This is a genomic window from Algibacter sp., from assembly GCF_039977455.1.
GTDB lineage: Bacteria > Bacteroidota > Bacteroidia > Flavobacteriales > Flavobacteriaceae > Algibacter_B.
In genome coordinates this window covers 154158-174562 of the sequence record NZ_JBDWDG010000013.1, presented here as the reverse complement: position 1 = coordinate 174562, position 20405 = coordinate 154158, and the positions used below count along the sequence as shown (strand labels likewise).

At 30.6% G+C, this 20405-nt stretch carries 16 protein-coding genes; 6 read left to right on the top strand and 10 right to left on the bottom strand.

The features are described from left to right. Window positions 1-7 precede the first annotated feature (7 nt). The 3 genes from ABJM36_RS05025 to ABJM36_RS05015 are packed head-to-tail and all read right to left on the bottom strand — an operon-like array spanning window position 8 to window position 3666. Window positions 8-1288, bottom strand: coding sequence for a nucleotide sugar dehydrogenase (locus ABJM36_RS05025; protein WP_348449821.1), 1281 nt, complete (start codon window positions 1286-1288; stop codon window positions 8-10). 6 nt (window positions 1289-1294) lie between these two features. Beyond that, window positions 1295-2674 carry a nucleotide sugar dehydrogenase gene (locus ABJM36_RS05020; RefSeq protein ID WP_348449819.1) on the bottom strand — a complete coding sequence of 460 codons (1380 nt, stop codon included), beginning with the start codon at window positions 2672-2674 and terminating at the stop codon, window positions 1295-1297. Window positions 2675-2682: 8 nt separating this feature from the next. Next, complete coding sequence (locus tag ABJM36_RS05015) at window positions 2683-3666, bottom strand: SDR family oxidoreductase (protein ID WP_348449817.1); 984 nt, start codon at window positions 3664-3666, stop codon at window positions 2683-2685. A gap of 855 nt (window positions 3667-4521) precedes the next feature. Here ABJM36_RS05015 and ABJM36_RS05010 point away from each other — a divergent pair. The 4 genes from ABJM36_RS05010 to ABJM36_RS04995 all read left to right on the top strand — a co-directional run bounded on the left by ABJM36_RS05010 (window position 4522) and on the right by ABJM36_RS04995 (window position 10847). After that, on the top strand, window positions 4522-5652 hold the full coding sequence (locus ABJM36_RS05010; protein WP_348449815.1) for a DegT/DnrJ/EryC1/StrS family aminotransferase: 1131 nt from the start codon (window positions 4522-4524) through the stop codon (window positions 5650-5652). Beyond that, window positions 5649-7601, top strand: a complete 1953-nt coding sequence (locus tag ABJM36_RS05005) for a nucleoside-diphosphate sugar epimerase/dehydratase (RefSeq protein WP_348449813.1) — start codon at window positions 5649-5651, stop codon at window positions 7599-7601. The genes ABJM36_RS05010 and ABJM36_RS05005 overlap by 4 nt, the downstream gene beginning before the upstream one ends. An 85-nt stretch (window positions 7602-7686) precedes the next feature. Next, window positions 7687-8457, top strand: coding sequence for a polysaccharide biosynthesis/export family protein (locus ABJM36_RS05000; RefSeq protein WP_348449811.1), 771 nt, complete (start codon window positions 7687-7689; stop codon window positions 8455-8457). A gap of 8 nt (window positions 8458-8465) precedes the next feature. Next, the gene (locus ABJM36_RS04995) at window positions 8466-10847 is read left to right on the top strand and encodes a polysaccharide biosynthesis tyrosine autokinase (RefSeq protein WP_348449809.1); all 2382 of its coding nucleotides are present in this window, start codon (window positions 8466-8468) and stop codon (window positions 10845-10847) included. A gap of 71 nt (window positions 10848-10918) precedes the next feature. On the opposite strand, the gene aroB is transcribed toward ABJM36_RS04995, so the two are convergent. Next, a complete protein-coding gene (aroB, locus tag ABJM36_RS04990; protein WP_348449807.1) occupies window positions 10919-11986 on the bottom strand; it encodes a 3-dehydroquinate synthase in 1068 nt (355 codons plus the stop codon). A 93-nt stretch (window positions 11987-12079) separates the two neighbouring features. Here aroB and ABJM36_RS04985 point away from each other — a divergent pair, with 93 nt between their 5' ends. Beyond that, complete coding sequence (locus ABJM36_RS04985; protein WP_348449805.1) at window positions 12080-13255, top strand: proline dehydrogenase family protein; 1176 nt, start codon at window positions 12080-12082, stop codon at window positions 13253-13255. A gap of 6 nt (window positions 13256-13261) precedes the next feature. Here ABJM36_RS04985 and ABJM36_RS04980 read toward each other — a convergent pair whose 3' ends face one another. The 4 genes from ABJM36_RS04980 to ABJM36_RS04965 all read right to left on the bottom strand — a co-directional run bounded on the left by ABJM36_RS04980 (window position 13262) and on the right by ABJM36_RS04965 (window position 16654). Next, a complete protein-coding gene (locus tag ABJM36_RS04980) occupies window positions 13262-14341 on the bottom strand; it encodes a polysaccharide biosynthesis protein (RefSeq protein ID WP_348449803.1) in 1080 nt (359 codons plus the stop codon). Window positions 14342-14451: 110 nt separating this feature from the next. Then, window positions 14452-15045 (bottom strand): sugar transferase, encoded by a 594-nt coding sequence (locus tag ABJM36_RS04975; protein WP_348449801.1) that lies wholly within the window; start codon window positions 15043-15045, stop codon window positions 14452-14454. A 1-nt stretch (window position 15046) separates the two neighbouring features. Further along, a complete protein-coding gene (locus tag ABJM36_RS04970) occupies window positions 15047-15421 on the bottom strand; it encodes a hypothetical protein (protein ID WP_348449799.1) in 375 nt (124 codons plus the stop codon). A gap of 30 nt (window positions 15422-15451) precedes the next feature. Next, the gene (locus tag ABJM36_RS04965; protein ID WP_348449797.1) at window positions 15452-16654 is read right to left on the bottom strand and encodes an alanine dehydrogenase; all 1203 of its coding nucleotides are present in this window, start codon (window positions 16652-16654) and stop codon (window positions 15452-15454) included. 180 nt (window positions 16655-16834) lie between these two features. Here ABJM36_RS04965 and ABJM36_RS04960 point away from each other — a divergent pair, with 180 nt between their 5' ends. Beyond that, a complete protein-coding gene (locus tag ABJM36_RS04960) occupies window positions 16835-19258 on the top strand; it encodes an outer membrane beta-barrel family protein (protein ID WP_348449795.1) in 2424 nt (807 codons plus the stop codon). A gap of 389 nt (window positions 19259-19647) precedes the next feature. Here ABJM36_RS04960 and ABJM36_RS04955 read toward each other — a convergent pair whose 3' ends face one another. Then, complete coding sequence (locus ABJM36_RS04955; protein ID WP_348449793.1) at window positions 19648-20190, bottom strand: hypothetical protein; 543 nt, start codon at window positions 20188-20190, stop codon at window positions 19648-19650. Further along, window positions 20132-20275, bottom strand: a complete 144-nt coding sequence (locus ABJM36_RS04950) for a hypothetical protein (protein ID WP_348449791.1) — start codon at window positions 20273-20275, stop codon at window positions 20132-20134. Before ABJM36_RS04950 ends, ABJM36_RS04955 begins: the two co-directional genes overlap by 59 nt. Window positions 20276-20405: the final 130 nt, after the last annotated feature.

The window sequence follows — 20405 nt, the reverse complement described above, 5'->3', positions numbered from 1 at the left end:
GGGAAATTTATAATCTACCGGTTACGCCCTCCATTAAAACACCTTTTACATCATAAAGTACACCATTGGTGTTTAAAAGCGCTTTAAGATTCATGTCTAAAAACTCGTTATGTGCTACCGTTAATACAATAGCATCAAATTTTTCTTGAGGTAATTCTTTTGTTGTTTTTAGGTTATATTCATGTTTTACTTCAACTGGGTTAGCCCAAGGATCGTGAATGGTAATAGCGGTACCGTAACTTGCAAGTTGACTAATAACGTCGACCGCTTTCGTGTTTCTAACATCCGGACAGTTTTCTTTAAAAGTGATACCTAAAACTAAAATATTTGCATTTTTAATTTTAATATCCTTTTTAACCATGAGTTTAATTATTTCTGAAGCCACATATTGCCCCATACCATCATTAACACGACGACCTGCTAATATAATTTCTGGATGATATCCAACTTCCTGTGCTTTTTGAGCTAAGTAATAGGGATCGACACCAATACAATGGCCACCAACTAGACCTGGTTTAAACGGAAGGAAATTCCATTTTGTTCCGGCAGCCTCTAAAACAGCATGTGTATCGATATCCATTAAATTAAATATTTTAGCCAACTCGTTTACAAAAGCTATATTAATATCGCGTTGCGAGTTTTCTATAACTTTGGCAGCTTCGGCGACTTTAATAGTAGGAGCAAGGTGGGTTCCGGCAGTGATGATGCTTGAATAAAGGGCATCTACTTTTTCACCAATTTCTGGTGTTGAACCCGCAGTAACTTTTAAAATTTTGTCTACGGTATGTAATTTATCACCCGGATTAATACGTTCTGGTGAATAGCCAGCATAAAAGTCTTCATTGAATTTTAGGCCACTTACTTTTTCTAAAACAGGAATACATTCTTCTTCTGTAGCACCAGGATATACGGTCGATTCATAAATGACAATATCTCCCTTTTTTAAAACCTGTCCTACCGTTTCGCTAGATTTATATAAAGGCGTTAAATCTGGCCTGTTGTTTTTATCGATAGGCGTAGGCACAGTAACTATATAATAATTACAGTCTGTAATATCATTAATGTCGTAAGAACAAAAAAGCCCTGTGTTGGCATCTGGAGTGTCTTTTAAAACAGCCTTTAATACGTGGTCTTCAACCTCTAAAGTAACATCCTTACCTCCTGATAACTCTGAAACCCGTTTTTGGTTAATGTCAAATCCAACAACAGCGTATTTGGTTGCAAATAATCTAGCTAGAGGTAAACCTACGTAACCAAGTCCTATAATCGCGATTTTTTCTTTATTCATAGTTTATTATTGTCCAATTGAAGAATATTCGAAACCTATTTTTGTCATTTCATTTTTATTTAGAAGATTTCTTCCATCAAAAATAAATGCAGGTTTTTTCATGTTTAGATATATTTTTTTCCAATCATAGGATTTAAATTCGTCCCATTCTGTTAAAATAGCAATGGCATGCGTATCTTTTAAAGCCGCATAAGGATCGGTATAAGCCGTTACTTGTTGCTCATTTTCAGCAATAGATCTTGTATTTAGATAGTTTAAATCCGATTGAATTTTTTTAGCGGTTACCTTAGGATCGTAAACCGAGATATTTGCTTGTTCATTTAATAAATAATCGGCTACATATATGGCGGCAGATTCCCGCGTATCATTAGTGTCTTTTTTAAAAGCCCAGCCTAGAAATCCTATTTTTTTTCCAGAAACGGTATTGTAAAGTGTGTTTACTATGTGATCTGCAAAGCGTCTTTTTTGGTGGTCGTTAAATAGGGTAACCTGCTCCCAATAATCGGCGACAGCGTGTAAATTATAACTACGCGCTATATATACTAAATTTAAAATATCTTTTTGAAAACAGGAACCGCCAAAACCAACCGAAGCTTGTAAAAACTTAGGACCTATTCTAGAGTCCATTCCAATAGCTTTAGCTACTTCGTTAACATTAGCTTCCGTTTTTTCGCAAAGCTCTGAAATAGCGTTTATAGAGGATATACGTTGTGCTAAAAACGCATTAGCTGTTAGTTTTGATAACTCTGAAGACCATACATTGGTTCTTAAAATTTGAGCTTCAGGCACCCAACTTGCATAAATATTAGCTAAACTTTCAATAGCTTCTTCAGACTCACCACCAATTAAAACACGATCTGGATTTAATAAGTCTTGAATGGCAGTGCCTTCAGCAAGAAATTCGGGATTTGATAAAATACTAAATTTAACATCGCTACCAGTATTATCCAAAATACTTTTAATGGCTTGCGCAGTACGAACGGGAAGTGTCGATTTTTCCACCACAATTTTGTTTGTAGTCGCTACTTTAGCAATATTTCGTGCACATAGTTCAACGAATTTTAAATCTGCCGCCATACCTTTTCCTTTTCCATAGGTTTTAGTAGGCGTGTTTACAGATATAAAAATCATTTCCGATTCATCAATGGTTTTATCAATTTCAGTTGAAAAAAACAAGTTCTTTCCTCTTGTTTCTTTAACTATGTCTCCCAATCCAGGTTCATAAATAGGCAGTTTAGAAACGTCTGGGGTGTTCCAAGCATCAATTCTGTCTTGGTTTACATCAACAACAGTAACTTTTATGTTTGGGTTTTTTTTGGCTATAACTGCCATAGTTGGTCCACCAACATATCCTGCACCAATACAACAAATTTTTGTGACTTTCATTTGTGTAATTATAAGTTTTTCCAGTACCATTTAACAGCTTCTTTAAGGCCACTATTGATATCAAATTTAGGATTATAGTTTAATAGTTTTTTAGCTTTTTCTATTGATGCTAAAGAATGCGGGATATCTCCAACACGATTGTCGCGGTGTTTTATATCTATATCTAGAATGGAAGCATCAAATTCCGAAAGGTTTTGTTTTAGTAATGTTGCTAATTGTAGAAGCGTTGTCCTGTCGCCATAAGCTACATTATATACGGTGTTTAAGGCCTCCTGATTGGTTGTAGTTAATGCAAGAATATTCATTTGTATCACATTATCGATATATGTAAAATCTCTTGAATAGCTTCCATCACCATTAATTATTGGAGATTCTTTATTTATAAATTGTTTTACAAATAAAGGAATTACAGCAGCGTAAGCACCGTCCGGATCTTGACGTTTACCAAACACATTGAAGTAGCGTAAACCAATGGTATCTAAGCCATAAGATTTTTGGAAAATATCGGCATATAATTCATTAACATATTTCGTAATGGCATATGGAGATAATGGTTTACCTATTACATCTTCTACTTTAGGTAACGCTTCGTGATCGCCATAGGTTGAGGAGCTTGCAGCATAAACAAAACGCTCAATTTTAGCGTCTTTTGCCGCTACCAACATGTTTAAAAAACCAGAAACATTTACATCGTTAGTAGTTATAGGATCATTAATAGATCGTGGCACAGAACCTAGTGCTGCTTCATGTAAAACATAATCTACATTTTCGCATGCTTTTTGGCAATCTTTTAAGTTTCTAATGTCGCCTTCAATAAGTTTAAAATTAGGGTTGCTTAAAAATGGCTCGACATTTATTCTTTTTCCGGTTGAAAAATTATCCAAACAAACCGTTTTAATAGAGTTAGCTAGTAGTGTTTCGCAAAGATTAGAGCCAATGAAACCTGCACCACCAGTAACTAAAACTGTTTTATTCTGTAAATTTTGAAACATTCAATTTGGGTTTAATTTAATTTATTCAGACAAATATGTAAAAAAATAAATTAACATATGCTTTTATTATACTAAGTAAAGGTTTTTTACGACCAAAATCATAATATCAATTAACAACAGGTTTTTGTCGGTTAAAAATTACATTATATCCTAAAGTAATACTAATACCTATTAATCATGTTGAAAAATATTTTTATGTGTTTTCGATTTTATGACACGAATTCGTAAGGGATTAAATTATACGTTTATGTCTAAAACTGTAATTATTTTTGGGTTGTTAGGAGGAAAAATACTTATAACAGTTTTTTAAATGCTAAGCTAAATAAAGTATGGTTTTAAATGGCTTTATGAAATCATAACACATTGTGCTTATAGTTTTTAAATTTTAGAATAGGAAAAAAACATAGTTAAAATTTTCCCAAAACCAAGGTAATTACTTACATAATTTATTGGGTGATTATCGATAATCTACCAACTTTTACTGTAAAAAAAATCCGAAAGGTAGTTAACCGATTTTAAATACTGTTTTGGCGAAATAACAAGATTGGAGCCTTATAAATTTAAAACAATTGCTAAATTTGTGTTAACAAAATGAAATTAGATTGATTAATAGCGAATTAATTTAATTGTAATAATTGGTGATTAAATACTTTAAACTCTCAATACTAGAATCTTTATTAAAATAGTAGATTGAAGATATTTAATAATGGGTTATTACTACGTTTAACTGTTAGATCAAATTAATTTTGTTATATGTATAGAAGAGGGCTTTTTACCACGATTTACTTAGTTGTTATTTTTATGGCTTATAGGACTATGAGTTTAACTTCTTCATGTAATAGAATTAAATAAGTTATGTTGACTAAAACAAAAATTTACTTATCATCTCCTCATATGGGGACTTCAGAACGCAAGTTTGTAACTGATGCTTTTGACACCAACTGGATAGCGCCACTTGGTCCTCATGTAGATGGTTTTGAACTTGATATAAAAAACTACCTTGGAGATACTAAGGAGGTAGCGGTTTTAAGTTCTGGTACTGCTTCTATTCATTTGGCTTTACAACTCCTTGGAGTATCTGTTGGTGATGAAGTGTTATGTCAAAGTTTTACGTTTTCTGCATCGGCTAACCCTATTTTATATCAAGGAGCTTCTCCAATATTTATTGATAGTGAACGAGATACCTGGAATATGTGTCCAGAATTGTTAGAGGTAGCTATTAAAGATAGAATTGAAAAATTTAAGAAGCCTAAGGCTATTGTGGCAGTACATTTATATGGAATGCCTTATAAAGCCAATGAAATAAATGCTGTGGCCAAAAAATATGATATTCCTGTAGTTGAAGATAGTGCAGAAGCTTTAGGAAGTTCGTATTATAATAAAAAGTGCGGTACACTTTCTGATATTGGCATTATATCATTTAATGGAAATAAAATTATAACAACATCGGGCGGAGGAGCTTTAATTGTAAACACACCAGAATTAAAAGAAAAGGCTGTGTTTTACGCTACTCAAGCACGAGACAATGCGCCGCATTACCAACATTCATCTATTGGATTTAATTATAGAATGAGTAATGTTTTAGCTGGAATAGGAAGAGGGCAGATGGAGGTTCTTGATGATAGAGTGCATGCTAGAAGACAAAATTTCGAGTTTTATAAAGAGCATTTATCTCAATTTGAAGAGATAACATTTTTAGAAGAACCAGATAATTTCTTTTCTAATAGATGGATTACATGTATAGAAACACCATCTTACGAATTAAGAGAAAAACTAAGATTAGAGTTATTAAAAGACGATATAGAATCTAGACCATTATGGAAACCCATGCATACGCAACCTCTTTTTAAAGATAGTCTGCATTATACCAACGGCACATCGGAAGACCTTTTTGAAAGAGGTCTATGTTTACCAAGTGGATCTAATTTAACACAGGATGATTTGTTAAGAATCCTAACTAATATTACTAAAACCCTCAAATCATGATAAATAATTACTTTGTAAATTTCTCTCAAAAATATGCTTCTAAGTGGTTGGTATTTGGTATCGACTTAGCCTTAATAATAGTGGCATTTTTCTTTGCTTATGTAATAAGATTTAATTTTACATTACATTTTGATGTTAACCAATTTTTAGTTGAAATACCATTTATAATAGTAGTTTCGGCTATAAGTTTTATAGTTACTGGCTCTTTTAAAAGTGTTATAAGGCATACTGGGTTTACAGACGTTGTTAATGTTTTTAAATCCGTGGCATTAATATCCTTATTCTGTATTGGTTTTGTAATTACTAATAGATCCATGAGTATTATTCCAGGATTTACAATTCCACTTTCAATTATTGTTATACATGCCTTACTAAGTTTTGTAATACTTAGTTCTAGTAGATTGGCTTTTAAAATGGGATACAATTATTTAAAGTGCAAATTTTTATCTACAAAACGTGTTTTAATTTATGGGACAGGAGACTCTGCCATGGCCACGTATAACGCATTATTAAATAATGCCAGTGTAAGTTTTAATATTGTAGCGTTTATTAATGATCAGGCTAAAAACAGCTCTAAAATTATAAATGGGGTTCCTATTTTAACTTACAAAGCTTTAAGTGAAGATTATGTTTTAGATAATGATATTGATGAAATTATTATAACACCACAAAACACAGACACTAGCAAGCTAATGCAATTAATGGATAGTTTAGCTGATTCTGGTGTTAAAATAACAAAAGTACCACCAATTGAACAATGGATTAATGGTGAGTTAAGTGCTAAACAGATTAAACAAGTTCAAGTTGATGATTTATTAGGGCGTCCACCAATTGAGATTGACAACCCTAACTTATTAAGTGAGTTTAATGGAGAAACGGTGCTTGTTACTGGTGCTGCTGGTTCTATAGGTAGTGAGTTAGTAAAACAGCTTTCTAATTTTAATGTTAAACATTTAATTTTAGTAGATCAAGCTGAATCTGCACTTTATGATGTGCAACAAGATTTAAAACGTGAAGGTAAACGTAGTTATACAGCGATTGTTGCAGATATACGAGATGGTTTACGAATTGATTCTATATTTCAAACCTATAAGCCAACAATGGTATTTCATGCGGCAGCTTATAAACATGTTCCATTAATGGAGAATGCGCCTTATGAGGCTATTAAAATTAATGTGAACGGAACAAAATTATTGGCAGATACGGCTTCTCGTTATAATGTTAAGAAATTTGTTTTTGTTTCTACAGATAAAGCGGTTAATCCAACAAGCGTTATGGGAGCTACTAAAAGAATGGCAGAAATGTATATAAGTTGTCTTCAAAAAGAAAGTAGAACCAAATTTATTACAACGCGTTTTGGTAATGTTTTAGGTTCTAACGGTTCGGTTATTCCTTTATTTAAAAAGCAAATAGAGGCTGGTAGTCCATTAACTTTAACGCATAAGGACATAACTAGATATTTTATGACTATTCCTGAAGCGGCACAATTAGTACTTGAAGCAGGAACTATGGGGAAAGGTGGAGAAATATTTATTTTGGACATGGGAGAATCGGTTAAAATTTATGACCTCGCTAAAAATATGATTAAACTTTCTGGATTAAGATACCCTGAAGATATTGATATTAAAATTACAGGACTTAGACCAGGTGAAAAGTTATATGAAGAATTATTAGCTAATGGTGAAAACACATTATCGACTTATCATAAAAAAATATTGATAAGTAAAACAAGAGAATTAGACTATGAAAAAGTAAAATCGGAAATAGAGGAGCTGTGCATTACTAATCGTTTTCAAAATAATAATATAGTCATGAAAATGAAGAGTTTAATCCCTGAATACAAATCTAACAACTCTGAGTATGAGAGATTTGATAAACGCGTTAAAACGTATAAAAAAGCTAAAGGATTATCAGATAACCCTAATTCATCAAAAAAACACTCCATATAGATTAGTTATTTTTCGGTAAAATTATTTTATAAGAAAATAACCCGTATATTTATTTCGGTTAAAGCCCTAAATGATTAAAATAAGTATGAGCAAATTGTTATTATTTTTTAAAAGACCTTTACTGTCTTTTTTAATACTCCTTTTATTATTTACCTCGTGCGCGTCAAAAAAAGATGTGGTCTATTTTCAAAATGCTAAAGATTTTGAAACCTTAGTAGACACAGATACTTTTACACCAAAATTTAAAGTTAACGATATTGTTAGTGTTTTTGTTTCTACATTCGATTTAGAGGCAGTAAAGCCTTTTAATATGTATAGATCTTCGGGTACTCAGTCAGAAATTGTTGATTATATAGTAGATATTAATGGCAATATAGATTACCCCGTATTAGGGAAAATTAAATTAATAGGCTTAACTATTGAGGAGGCTAAGGCTCTATTTAAAGAAAAACTTTCTGATTACCTTAAGGACCCTATTGTAAATATTAGAATATTAAATTTTAGAATTTCAGTTCTTGGTCAAGTTAATGCACCTGGAAGATATGAAGTTTCTGGAGAGCGAATTACGCTTCTCGAAGCCATTGCCATGGCAGGAGATTTGAATATTAAGGCAGAAAGAAAAAATGTGTTGGTTATAAGAGATTTTAATGGCACTAAAACATATTCAAGACTAGACTTAACTAGTAAAGAGTTGTTTAACTCGCCTGTATATTATCTTACACAAAATGATGTTGTATACGTGCAACCTAATAAGTCTGCAATTAGTGGTGCTTCAGGTGATTCTAGAATTGGTACCTTTATATCAGTAGCATCTTTTCTTATTACAACCTCGTTATTATTGATTACTAGAAACTAGACGAAAACATGGCATTAATAGAAAATGAAAATTTATCTAATAGCAATTCTGAGGATTTTAATTTAAAGAAAATGCTACTGACTTACTTAAAACAATGGAAATGGTTTGTTTTTAGTTGTTTAGTTTGTTTAGCAGCTACTTTTTTTAAATTACGATATACCACACCGCAATATTCTGCAGTTGCTAAAATTATGCTTATTGATGATAGTGATAAATCATCAGGCGCCTTAAAGGATTTAGCACTTTTTTCGGAGAGTGAGGACGCAAAGGTTGAGGATGAAATACAAGTTATTAAATCCAGAAGTTTTTTAAGAAACATTATAAAAAAATTACATTTAAATGTTACTTATTTTGCTAAAGGTAGAATTCAAGAATTAGAGTTATACAAGAAGTCTCCAATTACCCTAAACTTTATTGAACCAGATTCCATTATTGATAATGTAAGTTTTAGTTTTTATGCTGAAATTGTTTCAAGCACTGAGTTTACTTATAAAGTGAAAGAAGATGGAGTATCCAAGAAATATACTTTTGGAGAAACCATACCAACTAATTTTGGTGGTATGATAGTTACACCAAAAGATGGAAATTTAAATGATTATATGGGTAGCACCATTAAGGTTAAAATATCAAAATTAGAAAGTCTTTCGGAATCTTTAAAAAACAGGGTTATAATTGCGCCTTCCGGGAAGTCTTCGAAGGTACTTAGTATTATCTTAACCGATCCTGTAGTTGAAAAGGCTAAGGATATTATAAATACCCTAATTGATGAATATAACAAATCTACTATTGATAAGAAGAATGAAATCTCTAATAACACAGCAGATTTCATAAACGAGCGTGTAGAACTAATCGCTGAAGATTTAGTTAACGTTGACAATAGTATTGTTAGATTTAAAACAGGTAATAAATTGACAGATGTTAGTACCGAAGCTGCAACTTTCATGCAATCTAGTACGATTAACCAACAAGAAATGGATCAATCTAAGATAGAGTTGAGCCTTTTGAATTCCATGAAGAGTGTATTGGGCGATGAGACTGAAAAATATGAACCTATACCTTCTAACTTAGGTTTTGGAGATGCTACTATTGGTGGGCTATCTACGAAATATAATGAATTACTTCAAAGAAGAAAAACATTATTAAAAAGTGCAGGTGAGCAAAATCCAATTGTTGTTGAATTGGATCAAACGTTATCTAGTATTCGTCAAAATTTAACTCAAAGTATTGATAATTCTAGCAATTCATTAAAGATTAGAATTAATAATTTACAAAACCAATCGTCTAGAATTAATTCTAAAATTTTATCAGTACCAGGTCAAGAAAGTAAATTACGTTCTATTGAAAGGAAGCAAGGGATTAAAGAGCAATTATATTTATATTTATTGCAAAAAAGGGAGGAAGCGGCTATATCTTTAACAGCTACATCGCCAAGCGCAAAAATTATTGATGAAGCATATAATAGTAATGGAGGGCCAATTTCCCCAAATAAGAAAATTGCTTATATCGCGGCATTGTTTCTTGGTTTAGCGATTCCTTTCGGAATTATTTATGTATCAAGTTTACTAGATACTAAAATTCATAATAAAGAAGATTTAGAAAAGGAAATAAAACATATTCCTGTTTTAGGAGAAATTCCAAAATTAGCTAGTGGTGATAAATTAATTGTAGAGAAAACCGATAGATCTATTTTATCAGAATCTTTTAGAATTATTAGGACTAACTTAGATTTTGTTCGCCGAAGTAAAGATGTAAAAGATTTTAATAATGTTATTTTCGTTACTTCTACTATAAACAATGAAGGAAAATCTTTTTTTAGTTTAAACTTAGCACTTACTATGGCTAATACTAATAAAAAAGTGTTGTTAGTGGGTGGCGATATCAGAAACCCTCAAATATTTTCTGCAATTGAAAAGAACTCTAAGGATATTAAAGATAGAGGTTTAACCGAATATTTAGGCGATAATACCATATCTATCGAGGAAAGCATAAATCATTTAAACGTTAATAATATTGATATAGATGTTTTATTATCTGGTGTTGTTCCTCCAAATCCAGCAGAGTTGTTAATGAGCGATAGGTTAAAGCAGTTATTTGAGGAAGCTTCAAGCTTATATGACTATGTTATTGTGGATACAGCTCCAGCCATGTTAGTTACCGATACTTTATTAATAAGTAAGTACGCCGGACATACGGCTTATATTACTAGAGCAGATTATACAGAAAAGAAAATTTTAAATTTTGCCAAAGAATTACATGCTGAAAACAAACTTAACAATATGATGCTTGTAGTTAATGATGTGAAACAATCTAATTTTGGGTATGGTGCAAAATACGGCTATTACGGAGCTCCTAAGAAAAAAGGGTTCTTTGGAAGGTTTAAAAACTCTTAAACTATAATTAAGTTAATTAAAAAAGCATCTATGTACATAGATGCTTTTTTAATTATTTATTTTATTTTTTATTAACTAGCATAATACTGAAAGGCGTCTAAAATAACTTTATTATCCACCAAGCAATCTATCTTACAAGTTCCTATCGATTCTAAAAGAACAAAGTTGATGTTACCATGATTGTTTTTCTTATCGTATTTAAGTAGCTCTATTATAGCTTCATAATCACTTTCTTCAATGACTACCTTTTCATAATAGCTAAGAAGCAAATCTTTTATACTTTGAGTCGTTTCTTTTGGGAAATCTAACAATTCTGTTGAAATATAGCTGGCTAAAATCATACCTACAATTATGGCTTCACCATGTAATAAAGTTGTCTTGCTGTCGTTGCTTAAAAAATAGGATTCAATAGCGTGACCTAAAGTGTGACCAAAATTTAAAGTTTTTCGTAAGCCATTTTCAAAAGGATCTTCTTCAACAACATTTCTTTTTATAATTACCGACTCGTGTATTAGTTCATCTAAATTATCTAAAGTTAATTTTGATAAATCTTGAAATTTATTCCAATAGCCTTCTCCTGTAATTAAACCGTGTTTAAGCATTTCGGCTAATCCAGAACGCATTTGTTCTTTAGGTAAAGTATCCAAAAAAGATGTGTCAATAAGCACTAAATCCGGATTACTTATTACACCAATTTGATTTTTTAAATGACCTAAATCAACACCTGTTTTTCCTCCAACTGATGCATCCACCATAGATAATAATGTGGTAGGTACGTTTACATAAGAAATACCGCGTTTAAAAGTACAGGCTACAAATCCTCCTAAATCGGTAATAACACCACCACCAATATTAATCATTAAACTTTTACGGTCTGCATTAAGTTCAGAAAGCGTATTCCAAACCCCAACACAAGTGTTGATATTTTTGTTTATTTCGCCAGATTCAATTTCAATAATTTCAATAATTTTATCTGTTTCAATTCGATTTATAAACTTTGGTAAACAATGCTCATGCGTGTTTTCATCCACCAAAATAAAAATTTTAGAAAAATTAGTGCTCTTAAGGTGCTCATTTATACTACTGTAACACTTTTCATTAAAATGCACAATACTATCATTAGCTTTTATAGAATCCATAAAATATATGTTGTTTTTTAAGGCTGTGAAATTAAGGAGTTTTTACATAAAATGATAACTTAGATATAATTATATTTATCTAAATTTTTTAAAATGAATACGGATTTAATTTTTGATAATACCGAAGTTGCTTTTTCCTTAAAATCAGACTCAGAATTAGAACGCGCTTATTTTTTATTTAAAATGATATCTATAGAGCCATTAGTACGCATTGGTACTGCTGCAACTAATTTTGCAATTAAGGCGCATTTGCCCATAGAAGGCTTAATAAGATCTACCGTTTTCGATCATTTTTGTGGAGGTGTAAATGAAGAGGATTGTCTTAATGTGATTAATAATATGTTCGAAAAAGGTGTGAGTTCTGTTTTAGATTACTCTGTAGAGGGTAAAGAAAGTGAAACTGAATTTGATTCGGCAAGAGATAAAATCTTAAAAATAATCGATTTTGCTAAAGCCATTGATTCTATTCCTATTGCTGTATTTAAACCTACAGGTTTTGGGCGTATCGTATTATATGAAAAAGTATCAAAAAATGAAGGTTTAACGGCATTGGAAGAACAAGAATGGCAACGGGTTATTAGTCGTTATGAATTAGTTTGTAAAAAAGCTAAAGAAAATGATGTTGCGGTTCTTATTGATGCAGAAGAAAGCTGGATGCAAAAAGCTGCCGATAGTGTTGTAACAGCCATGATGCAAAAATATAATACCGAAAAACCAATAGTTTATAATACATTACAAATGTATAGGCACGATAGGTTGGCGTTTTTAAAACAGGAACATGAAAAAGCAAAGAATGGGAAATATTTTCTTGGGTATAAGTTGGTTAGAGGTGCCTATATGGAAAAGGAAAAAGACAGGGCAGAAGAGCATGGTTACCAATCGCCCATTTGTGGAAGTAAAGCATTAACCGACGAAAATTTTAATAAAGGTTTAAATTATATTATCGACAATTTAGATTGTATGTCCATTTTTGCCGGTACGCATAATGAAGATAGTTCGTATTTGTTAATGTCTTTAATGAAAGAAAAGGGGTTGCTAAATAACGATCCGCGTGTGTGGTTCGGTCAATTATATGGAATGAGCGACCATATTAGTTTTAATTTAGCTCATAAAGGATATAATGTTGCTAAATATGTACCGTTTGGACCGGTAAAAGATGTAATGCCATATTTAATTCGTCGAGCAGAAGAGAATACTTCGGTTGCTGGGCAAACTGGTAGAGAATTGGCATTACTTACTAAAGAGAAAAAACGCAGAAAATCATTATAAACTTAACTATATAAGCGATTTTAATTTGTCTTTTATTTCTTGATTAGTCGTTTTTGGAGTAATTTTTAATAAGTCTTGAAAACTAGTTTCTTTTATTTTTGATTTTATTTTTTGTCTCACGATAAGTAAATCCTTATCATTTGTTGGAACTAATATTTCGTTATTGGTAATTATTTCTTCATTAAATTTTTCACCAGGACGCAAGCCTATTATTTTTAGTTCAATTGTATTTGGAGCTTTTCGACATTTCAGAATTAATCTATTAATAATATCTGTAATTTTAATAGGGTCGCCCATATTAAATGTATAGGTGGTTTCTTGATAATTAGTGTTGTTAGCAAGTTTTAAAATGAGCTTACACGCTTTGTGTTTACTTATAAAGTATCTAGAAATCGCTTTGTCTGTTATAGTTATAGGTTGGCTAAATTCTATTTGTTTTTTTAATAAAGGAACTACAGATCCGTTAGATCCTAATATGTTACCAAACCTAGTGTTTATAAAAATGGTGCGGCTACTAGAGTTTAAAAAAATTATATAGTTTTCTCCAATTTTTTTTGTTAATCCCATAACATTAATAGGATTTACCGCTTTATCGGTGGAAATAAAAATAAACTTTTTAACATGAAATTCATGAGCTAAATCGGCAAGTTGTTTTGTTCCCAATACATTAACTTTTACAGCTCTAAACGCATTACTCTCCATTAATGGGACATGTTTATAAGCGGCTGTATGAAAAACAATGGAAGGTTTAAATTCTTCAAAAAGAAGATGAATTGCTTCAGGGTCTGTAATATCTACTAATTTGAATTCTACATGTTTAATAGCTTCAAACTCTAACTCTTTAATTAAATGATAGAGTGGTGACTCGGCATTGTCAATTAAAATGAGTTTTTTGTATTTACAATGTATTAGTTGGTAAACCAATCCGCTACCAATAGAACCAGCAGCTCCAGTAATTAAAATAACGTCATCTGAGAAATCAAATTGTTCTTTACTTTTTAATGAAGGTTTTAAAGTTGATTTTGAATCAAACAATCCTGAATCGTCAAGTAATTCGTCTATATAATTTTTTATTTCTAGATTCATAAAGGAGGATTGCAATTCAGCACGGATAAAATATTATTAATTTTAAGGTCTTTGAAATTTATGAATATTTTAATGTAGTAACAAATCACAATTCAACAAATATTTTAACTCTATTTGGTAATTACTTTAATAACGGTTAACCCTATAAGCTTTAAATCGAATATGAAATTTCGGCGTTTTATGTATTCCTTATTATACCTTAATTTGTCAGGTATAATCGTTTTAATAAAATAGTTTTCTGGATCTTTGGCAGCCTTTAGTAATTCTACTTCATTTCTATATTTTAAAGAGGCTAAGCCTGTAATTCCTGGTCTAACTTTAAATATTTTTAAATCATCTTCGTTATAAAAATTAACATAATAACGCAACTCTGGTCTAGGCCCTACAAAACTCATGTCGCCTTTAATAATGTTTATAAGCTGCGGGAATTCATCTATTTTAAACCGTCTTAAAAAATAGCCAATTTTAGTTATTCTAGAATCATTATTACCAAGTGTTAATAGTCCTTTTTTATTGGACTCCAATCTCATGGTTCTAAATTTATAAATATCAAAATCTATATTATTTTTACCTACACGTCCTTGAATAAAAAACACAGGTCCTCTCGAGTCTAATTTTATTAAAATAGCGATGACTATTAAAATAGGAGATAGTACTATTAAGCCTATTATGGAAAAAACAACGTCAAATAGTCGTTTTGTCATACTATTTTTTGATTATTAAATTTTGTAGTGTTGCGGTACTATCGCAGTTTTCAACAATTAAACTAAAGTCTTTGTCATTATAATTAGCATCTATAATATATACGCCACAAGGTTCTTGTCTAGGACTGCTTTCGGAAAAATTAATATCTCCTTTCTTTAGTATGTATTTAATTTCAATAGAATCAATGGTTTTCGATTTTAAAAAATCAGAAATATTTTGACTGTAAATAAGGTTTTTAGAATTAATGTTTTTTAAAACTCTCGATTCTGGACCATAACTACAAGACGTTTTTTTTCCATTTAAAAAGAATGCTAAAATAATTAATCCAATAGAAAAACCACCTAGATAATAACCAATACGTTGAATAAGATTCATTTAAAATTTTTAGTGTAGGCGAATGTTATTTTAAAATATAAGTAGATTGATATCGCTATACTTTAAATCGAACCATTCACCAACAGATTTACTTGTTAAAATGCCGTGGTAAAAGTACAATCCATTTTTTAAACCTTTGTCAAATCTTAAAGAATTTTCTATTCCGCCATCTTCAGCTATTTTAAGTAAATAAGGTGTAAAGATATTACTTATTGATATTGTAGCCGTTCTTGGGTATCTTGCAGGAATATTAGGTACACAATAGTGCACTACATTATGTTTAATATAAGTTGGTTGTCTGTGCGATGTTACATCACTTGTCTCAAAACAGCCCCCCATATCTATACTTACATCAATTATTATGGCTCCCTTTTTCATAGATCGAACCAAGTCTTCTGTAACAACTATAGGCGCTCTATTTACGCCTCTAACAGCACCAATAACAACATCACATCGCTTTAGTGCTTTAAGTAAATTTTTGGGTTGAATAGTTGAAGTAAATAAAGGTCGACCAAGTTGTGATTGTATACGTCTTAACTTGGTTATTGAGTTGTCGAAAATTTTAACACCTGCACCAAGTCCGAGGGCGCTTCTGGCAGCAAATTCACCTACAGTGCCAGCACCTAAAATAACTATTTCAATAGGAGGAACACCACTAATATTACCAAACATTAATCCATTACCATTCTTTGTGTCCGAAAGTAATTCGGATGCAATTAAAACAGAAGCAGTACCCGCAATTTCACTTAACGATCTTACTGCTGGATAACTACCATCAGTATCTCGTATAAACTCAAATGCTAAGGCTGTTATTCTTTTTGAAGCCAAAGCTTCGAAATACTTTTTGTCTTGTGTTTTTAATTGTATTGCTGAAATTAAAATAGTTTGCGGATTAATAAGTTTTATTTGCTCTAGAGTAGGAGGTTCTACCTTTAAAATCATAGGGCACGAAAACACCTTTGCTGTATCTTTGGTTATTTCGGCTCCAGCATCACTATAATCTTTGTCACTAAAACTAGCACCTTCACCAGCACCAGACTCTATTAAAACTCTATGTCCGTTGCTTACCAATGCATATACAGCATCTGGCGTTAGGCAAATACGTTTTTCTTGATAGGCAGACTCTTTAGGAACGCCAATAAAAAGCTCACCTTTTTTCTTGTAAACCTCAAGGGTTTCTTCTTGTGGTAAAAGCTGTTGTTTGGTAAAAGGCGAAAGAGGTTGTTTCGACATAATTAGATTAAATTATTAATTTTCAAATTACAAATATTTTTTTTATTCAGAAAGATTTTTAAATAAAGTAATAATTAAAATAAAATTACTTAATAATTCAGTAAATTTTTATTTAAAAAAAACTTGTTTTTTTTAATCCCTCGAGGTTATCTGTGTAATCTAATTTTTATAAATTAGCGCATGTTTAAAAAATTAATTCCTCTCTATTTTTTATTATTTGCTTCATTATGTTTTTCTCAACAATTTGGTGTTAGTGGAGTTGTAGTGGATTCTATTAATATGCCTATTGCCTATGCTAATGTGCTAATTTATAATGAAAAACAACCTGAAGATATAAAAGGTATTACTACCAATGATGACGGTTTTTTTGAATTTGATAATGTGATTAGCGGTGAATATATTTTAACGGTTAGTTATTTAGGGTTTGAGAAATTATCTAAGTCATTAACAGTCAATGGTAACCTAGATTTAGGCACCATTATTCTTAAAGAAAATATTGAAGCACTAGATGGTGTAACTGTAGTAGCTAAAAGGCCAACCGTTAGTCGTATGGTGGATAGACTAGTATTTAATGTAGAAAACTCAACCTTATCAAATAATAATGTGCTTGAAGTTTTAAAACATACTCCAGGAGTTTTAGTGATAAATGAGACGATAACAGTTAAACAAGCTACACCAACCATATATATTAATGATAGAAAAGTGAATTTATCATCAAATGAAGTTCAACAACTCTTAGAGGGTACTTCAGCCAACAATATTAAGTCTATTGAGGTAATTACAAACCCGCCAGCAAAATATGAAGCAGAAGGTGGAGCTGTTATAAATATCATAACTAGTAAAAATATTATTGCTGGTTATAGTGGAAGTATATTTAGTAATTTTAAACAGGGTTCGGAATTTCCTAAATACGCATTAGGAACTAGTCATTTTTTTAAGACTAAAAAATTAAATTTATATTTTAATTATAATATTAGTCCCCAAAAAAAGTACCGAAATAATGAGGAGTTTGTTAATTTTTATGAAAACAACCAACATACATCTAGTTGGGAAACCGACTTTGAAAGAGTTAATAAATCGGCAAATCAAAATATCAATGCAAATATTGATTATGAGTTTAATAAAAATAATAGCATAGGGTTTTCATCAAGTATCCTTGTATCACCTCAAGCTCAAAACCAAAATAATGTTAATTCAATTACGAGTGTTTTTAATGCGAATAAAGATTTAGATTCAACATTTATAACCGATAATTTAAAGGTTGATGAAATTTTAAATTTAGGATTTACATTAGATTATATTCATAAGTTTAAAAAGGAAGGTGAAAAATTGGTTATAAGTACACATCACACCAATTATGATTTTACAAGTTTTCAAGATGTAAATACAAATTATTTTTTTCCTGACGAATCGTTAATACGTAATAATAATTTTCAAACGTTTTCAGATCAGGAAATTAAACTATATTCCGGCCAATTAGATTATGAGTTGCCATTAGATAATTCTGCCTTTTTTGAAGCGGGAGTTAAAATAGCTAAAATAAATTCTAAAAATATATTGTCTCAATTTATTATTGAAGGTGAAAGTAAAGAACAGGACGTTATGAATTCTGATACTTTTTTATATAAAGAAAGTAATTTTGCTATTTATGGTAGTTATGCCAAAGAATGGGATTCTTGGAGTTTAAAATTAGGCTTAAGGACTGAGTTTACTAATGTTGAAGGAAATTCAAAAACTAATAACTCTATAAACGAAAATAAATACACAAAATTTTTCCCGTCATTACATATTTTACATAAAATAGATGACGATAATGAATTTTACATTAATTATAATAAACGAATTTTTAGACCTAGGTATAATCAATTAAACCCTTACAAATACTTTTTAAACGACAATACTTATATAACAGGAAACCCTAATTTAAAACCTCAAATAGACGACACATTTAATTTTGGCTATACTTTTAACCAGAAATATACTTTTGAGGCTTATTTTAGATATGAAACCGATCCGGCTATTGAAATTGTATTTCAAGACAATACTAATAATTTATTAAAATACATAAACTCTAATATTGATAGAAGTGTTTCTTATGGTTTAGATTTTACAACTTATACACCAATAATAAATAATTGGGACATTTATATGTTATCGTCTGTGTTTTACTATGATAGTCATTTTTATGCTTTAGAAAGTGCTAATGAATTAATTCATAAAGAGCAGTGGAGCTTATATGCCCAAGTAGTTAATTATTTTTCATTTTTAAAAGACAAAAGTTTATCAGCTGATGTATCCTTGTTTTATATGTCGTCTTATGTAGATGGGCCATCAAAAATAAGTGCACGAAATAGTTTTGATATTAATTTCAAAAAAACGTTATGGAATAATAGAGCTTCGGTAAATTTGGGGCTAAGTGATGCCTTTAACAGCCTTAACTTTAGTCAATCTACCAAGTATTTAAATCAAGATATTGTATTTGATTCTAGAATGGAAAATAGACTGATTACTTTTGGATTTAATTATAAGTTTGGAAACTTCAAATTAAATACTAATAAAAAAGCCATAGAGTTGAAGGAACGCGATAGATTAGAAAATAAATAATTTAAAAATAGTCCTTTATTGTCCCTCATAATTTTTTTGCAGTCATTTTAAACACGGGTTCAAAACCTTCTAAAGGTTTATTTACATCATTAATTCTATTTAAAATTCTTGCTCGAATTTAGTGTATAGAAGGCATTGTTATGGCCATTAAAGGATTTAAATAAGTTAGTTGGAGAATCAATATTAGTCCTTTGCTAATGGCATTATTTTCGCTGCAAAAGTCCATGTTAAAACATAAATACTTACATTATGCTCACTTTCTATTGTACAAAAAAAAGTGTTCCAGGTTTTTATGTTTGAACACTTTCATTCAAGTAAAATAAATACGGTGTTATAGCATTGAAAAGCCATAGAGCTGAAGGAATCTAACAGATTATAAAATTAATAAATTAAAAATATTCTCTAATTCTGCCCCATAAACTTTTAGGAGTAATTTTGAACTCGGCTTCAAAATCTTCTAAAGATTTATCTGCGTCATTAATTTTATTAAAAATTCTTGCCCGGATTAAATATATAGAAGGCACTATTATCGCCATTAAAGGAATTAAATATATTAGTTGGTTAGAATCAATATTAGTGCTATCCTGTTTAATTACATTAAAAATTTGATAACTATACATTGCAATAGGCACAATTAATACATGATACCACCAATGTCTACAGGTGAAAAACCAAATAAATAATAAATATAATGGCACTATTTTCCCTGCTAAGGTCCATGCTAAAACAAAAACACTTTCATTATACTTGCTATCATAAGACCCAAAAAAAGTGTCCCAAGTTTTTATGTCTGGAACACTTTCATACAAGTAAAATAAATACGGTGTTATAGCTATTAAAGTAGCAACAATACTACCAACAACCAAACTTTTTTTATCCGGCTGAAGGAACTTTAATTCTATTTTTCTCGATTTTTGATGTTTGTTCTGCATCTAAGTTAAACTGGTTTGCTGCTTGTGCCATAAATAACACGCCTCCGAAAATTGCTACTGCAACTAAATACTTTTTTGTTTTCATAATTAAAAGGGATTTAATGAATTAATACCCCAAATCTATACAAAGCTTAAGTTGAATTTTACCTCTAAATGTTAAAATTATGTTAAAACGCTAGATTTTTTAATTATTTGTTACGGGTTTTCCGTAAAAC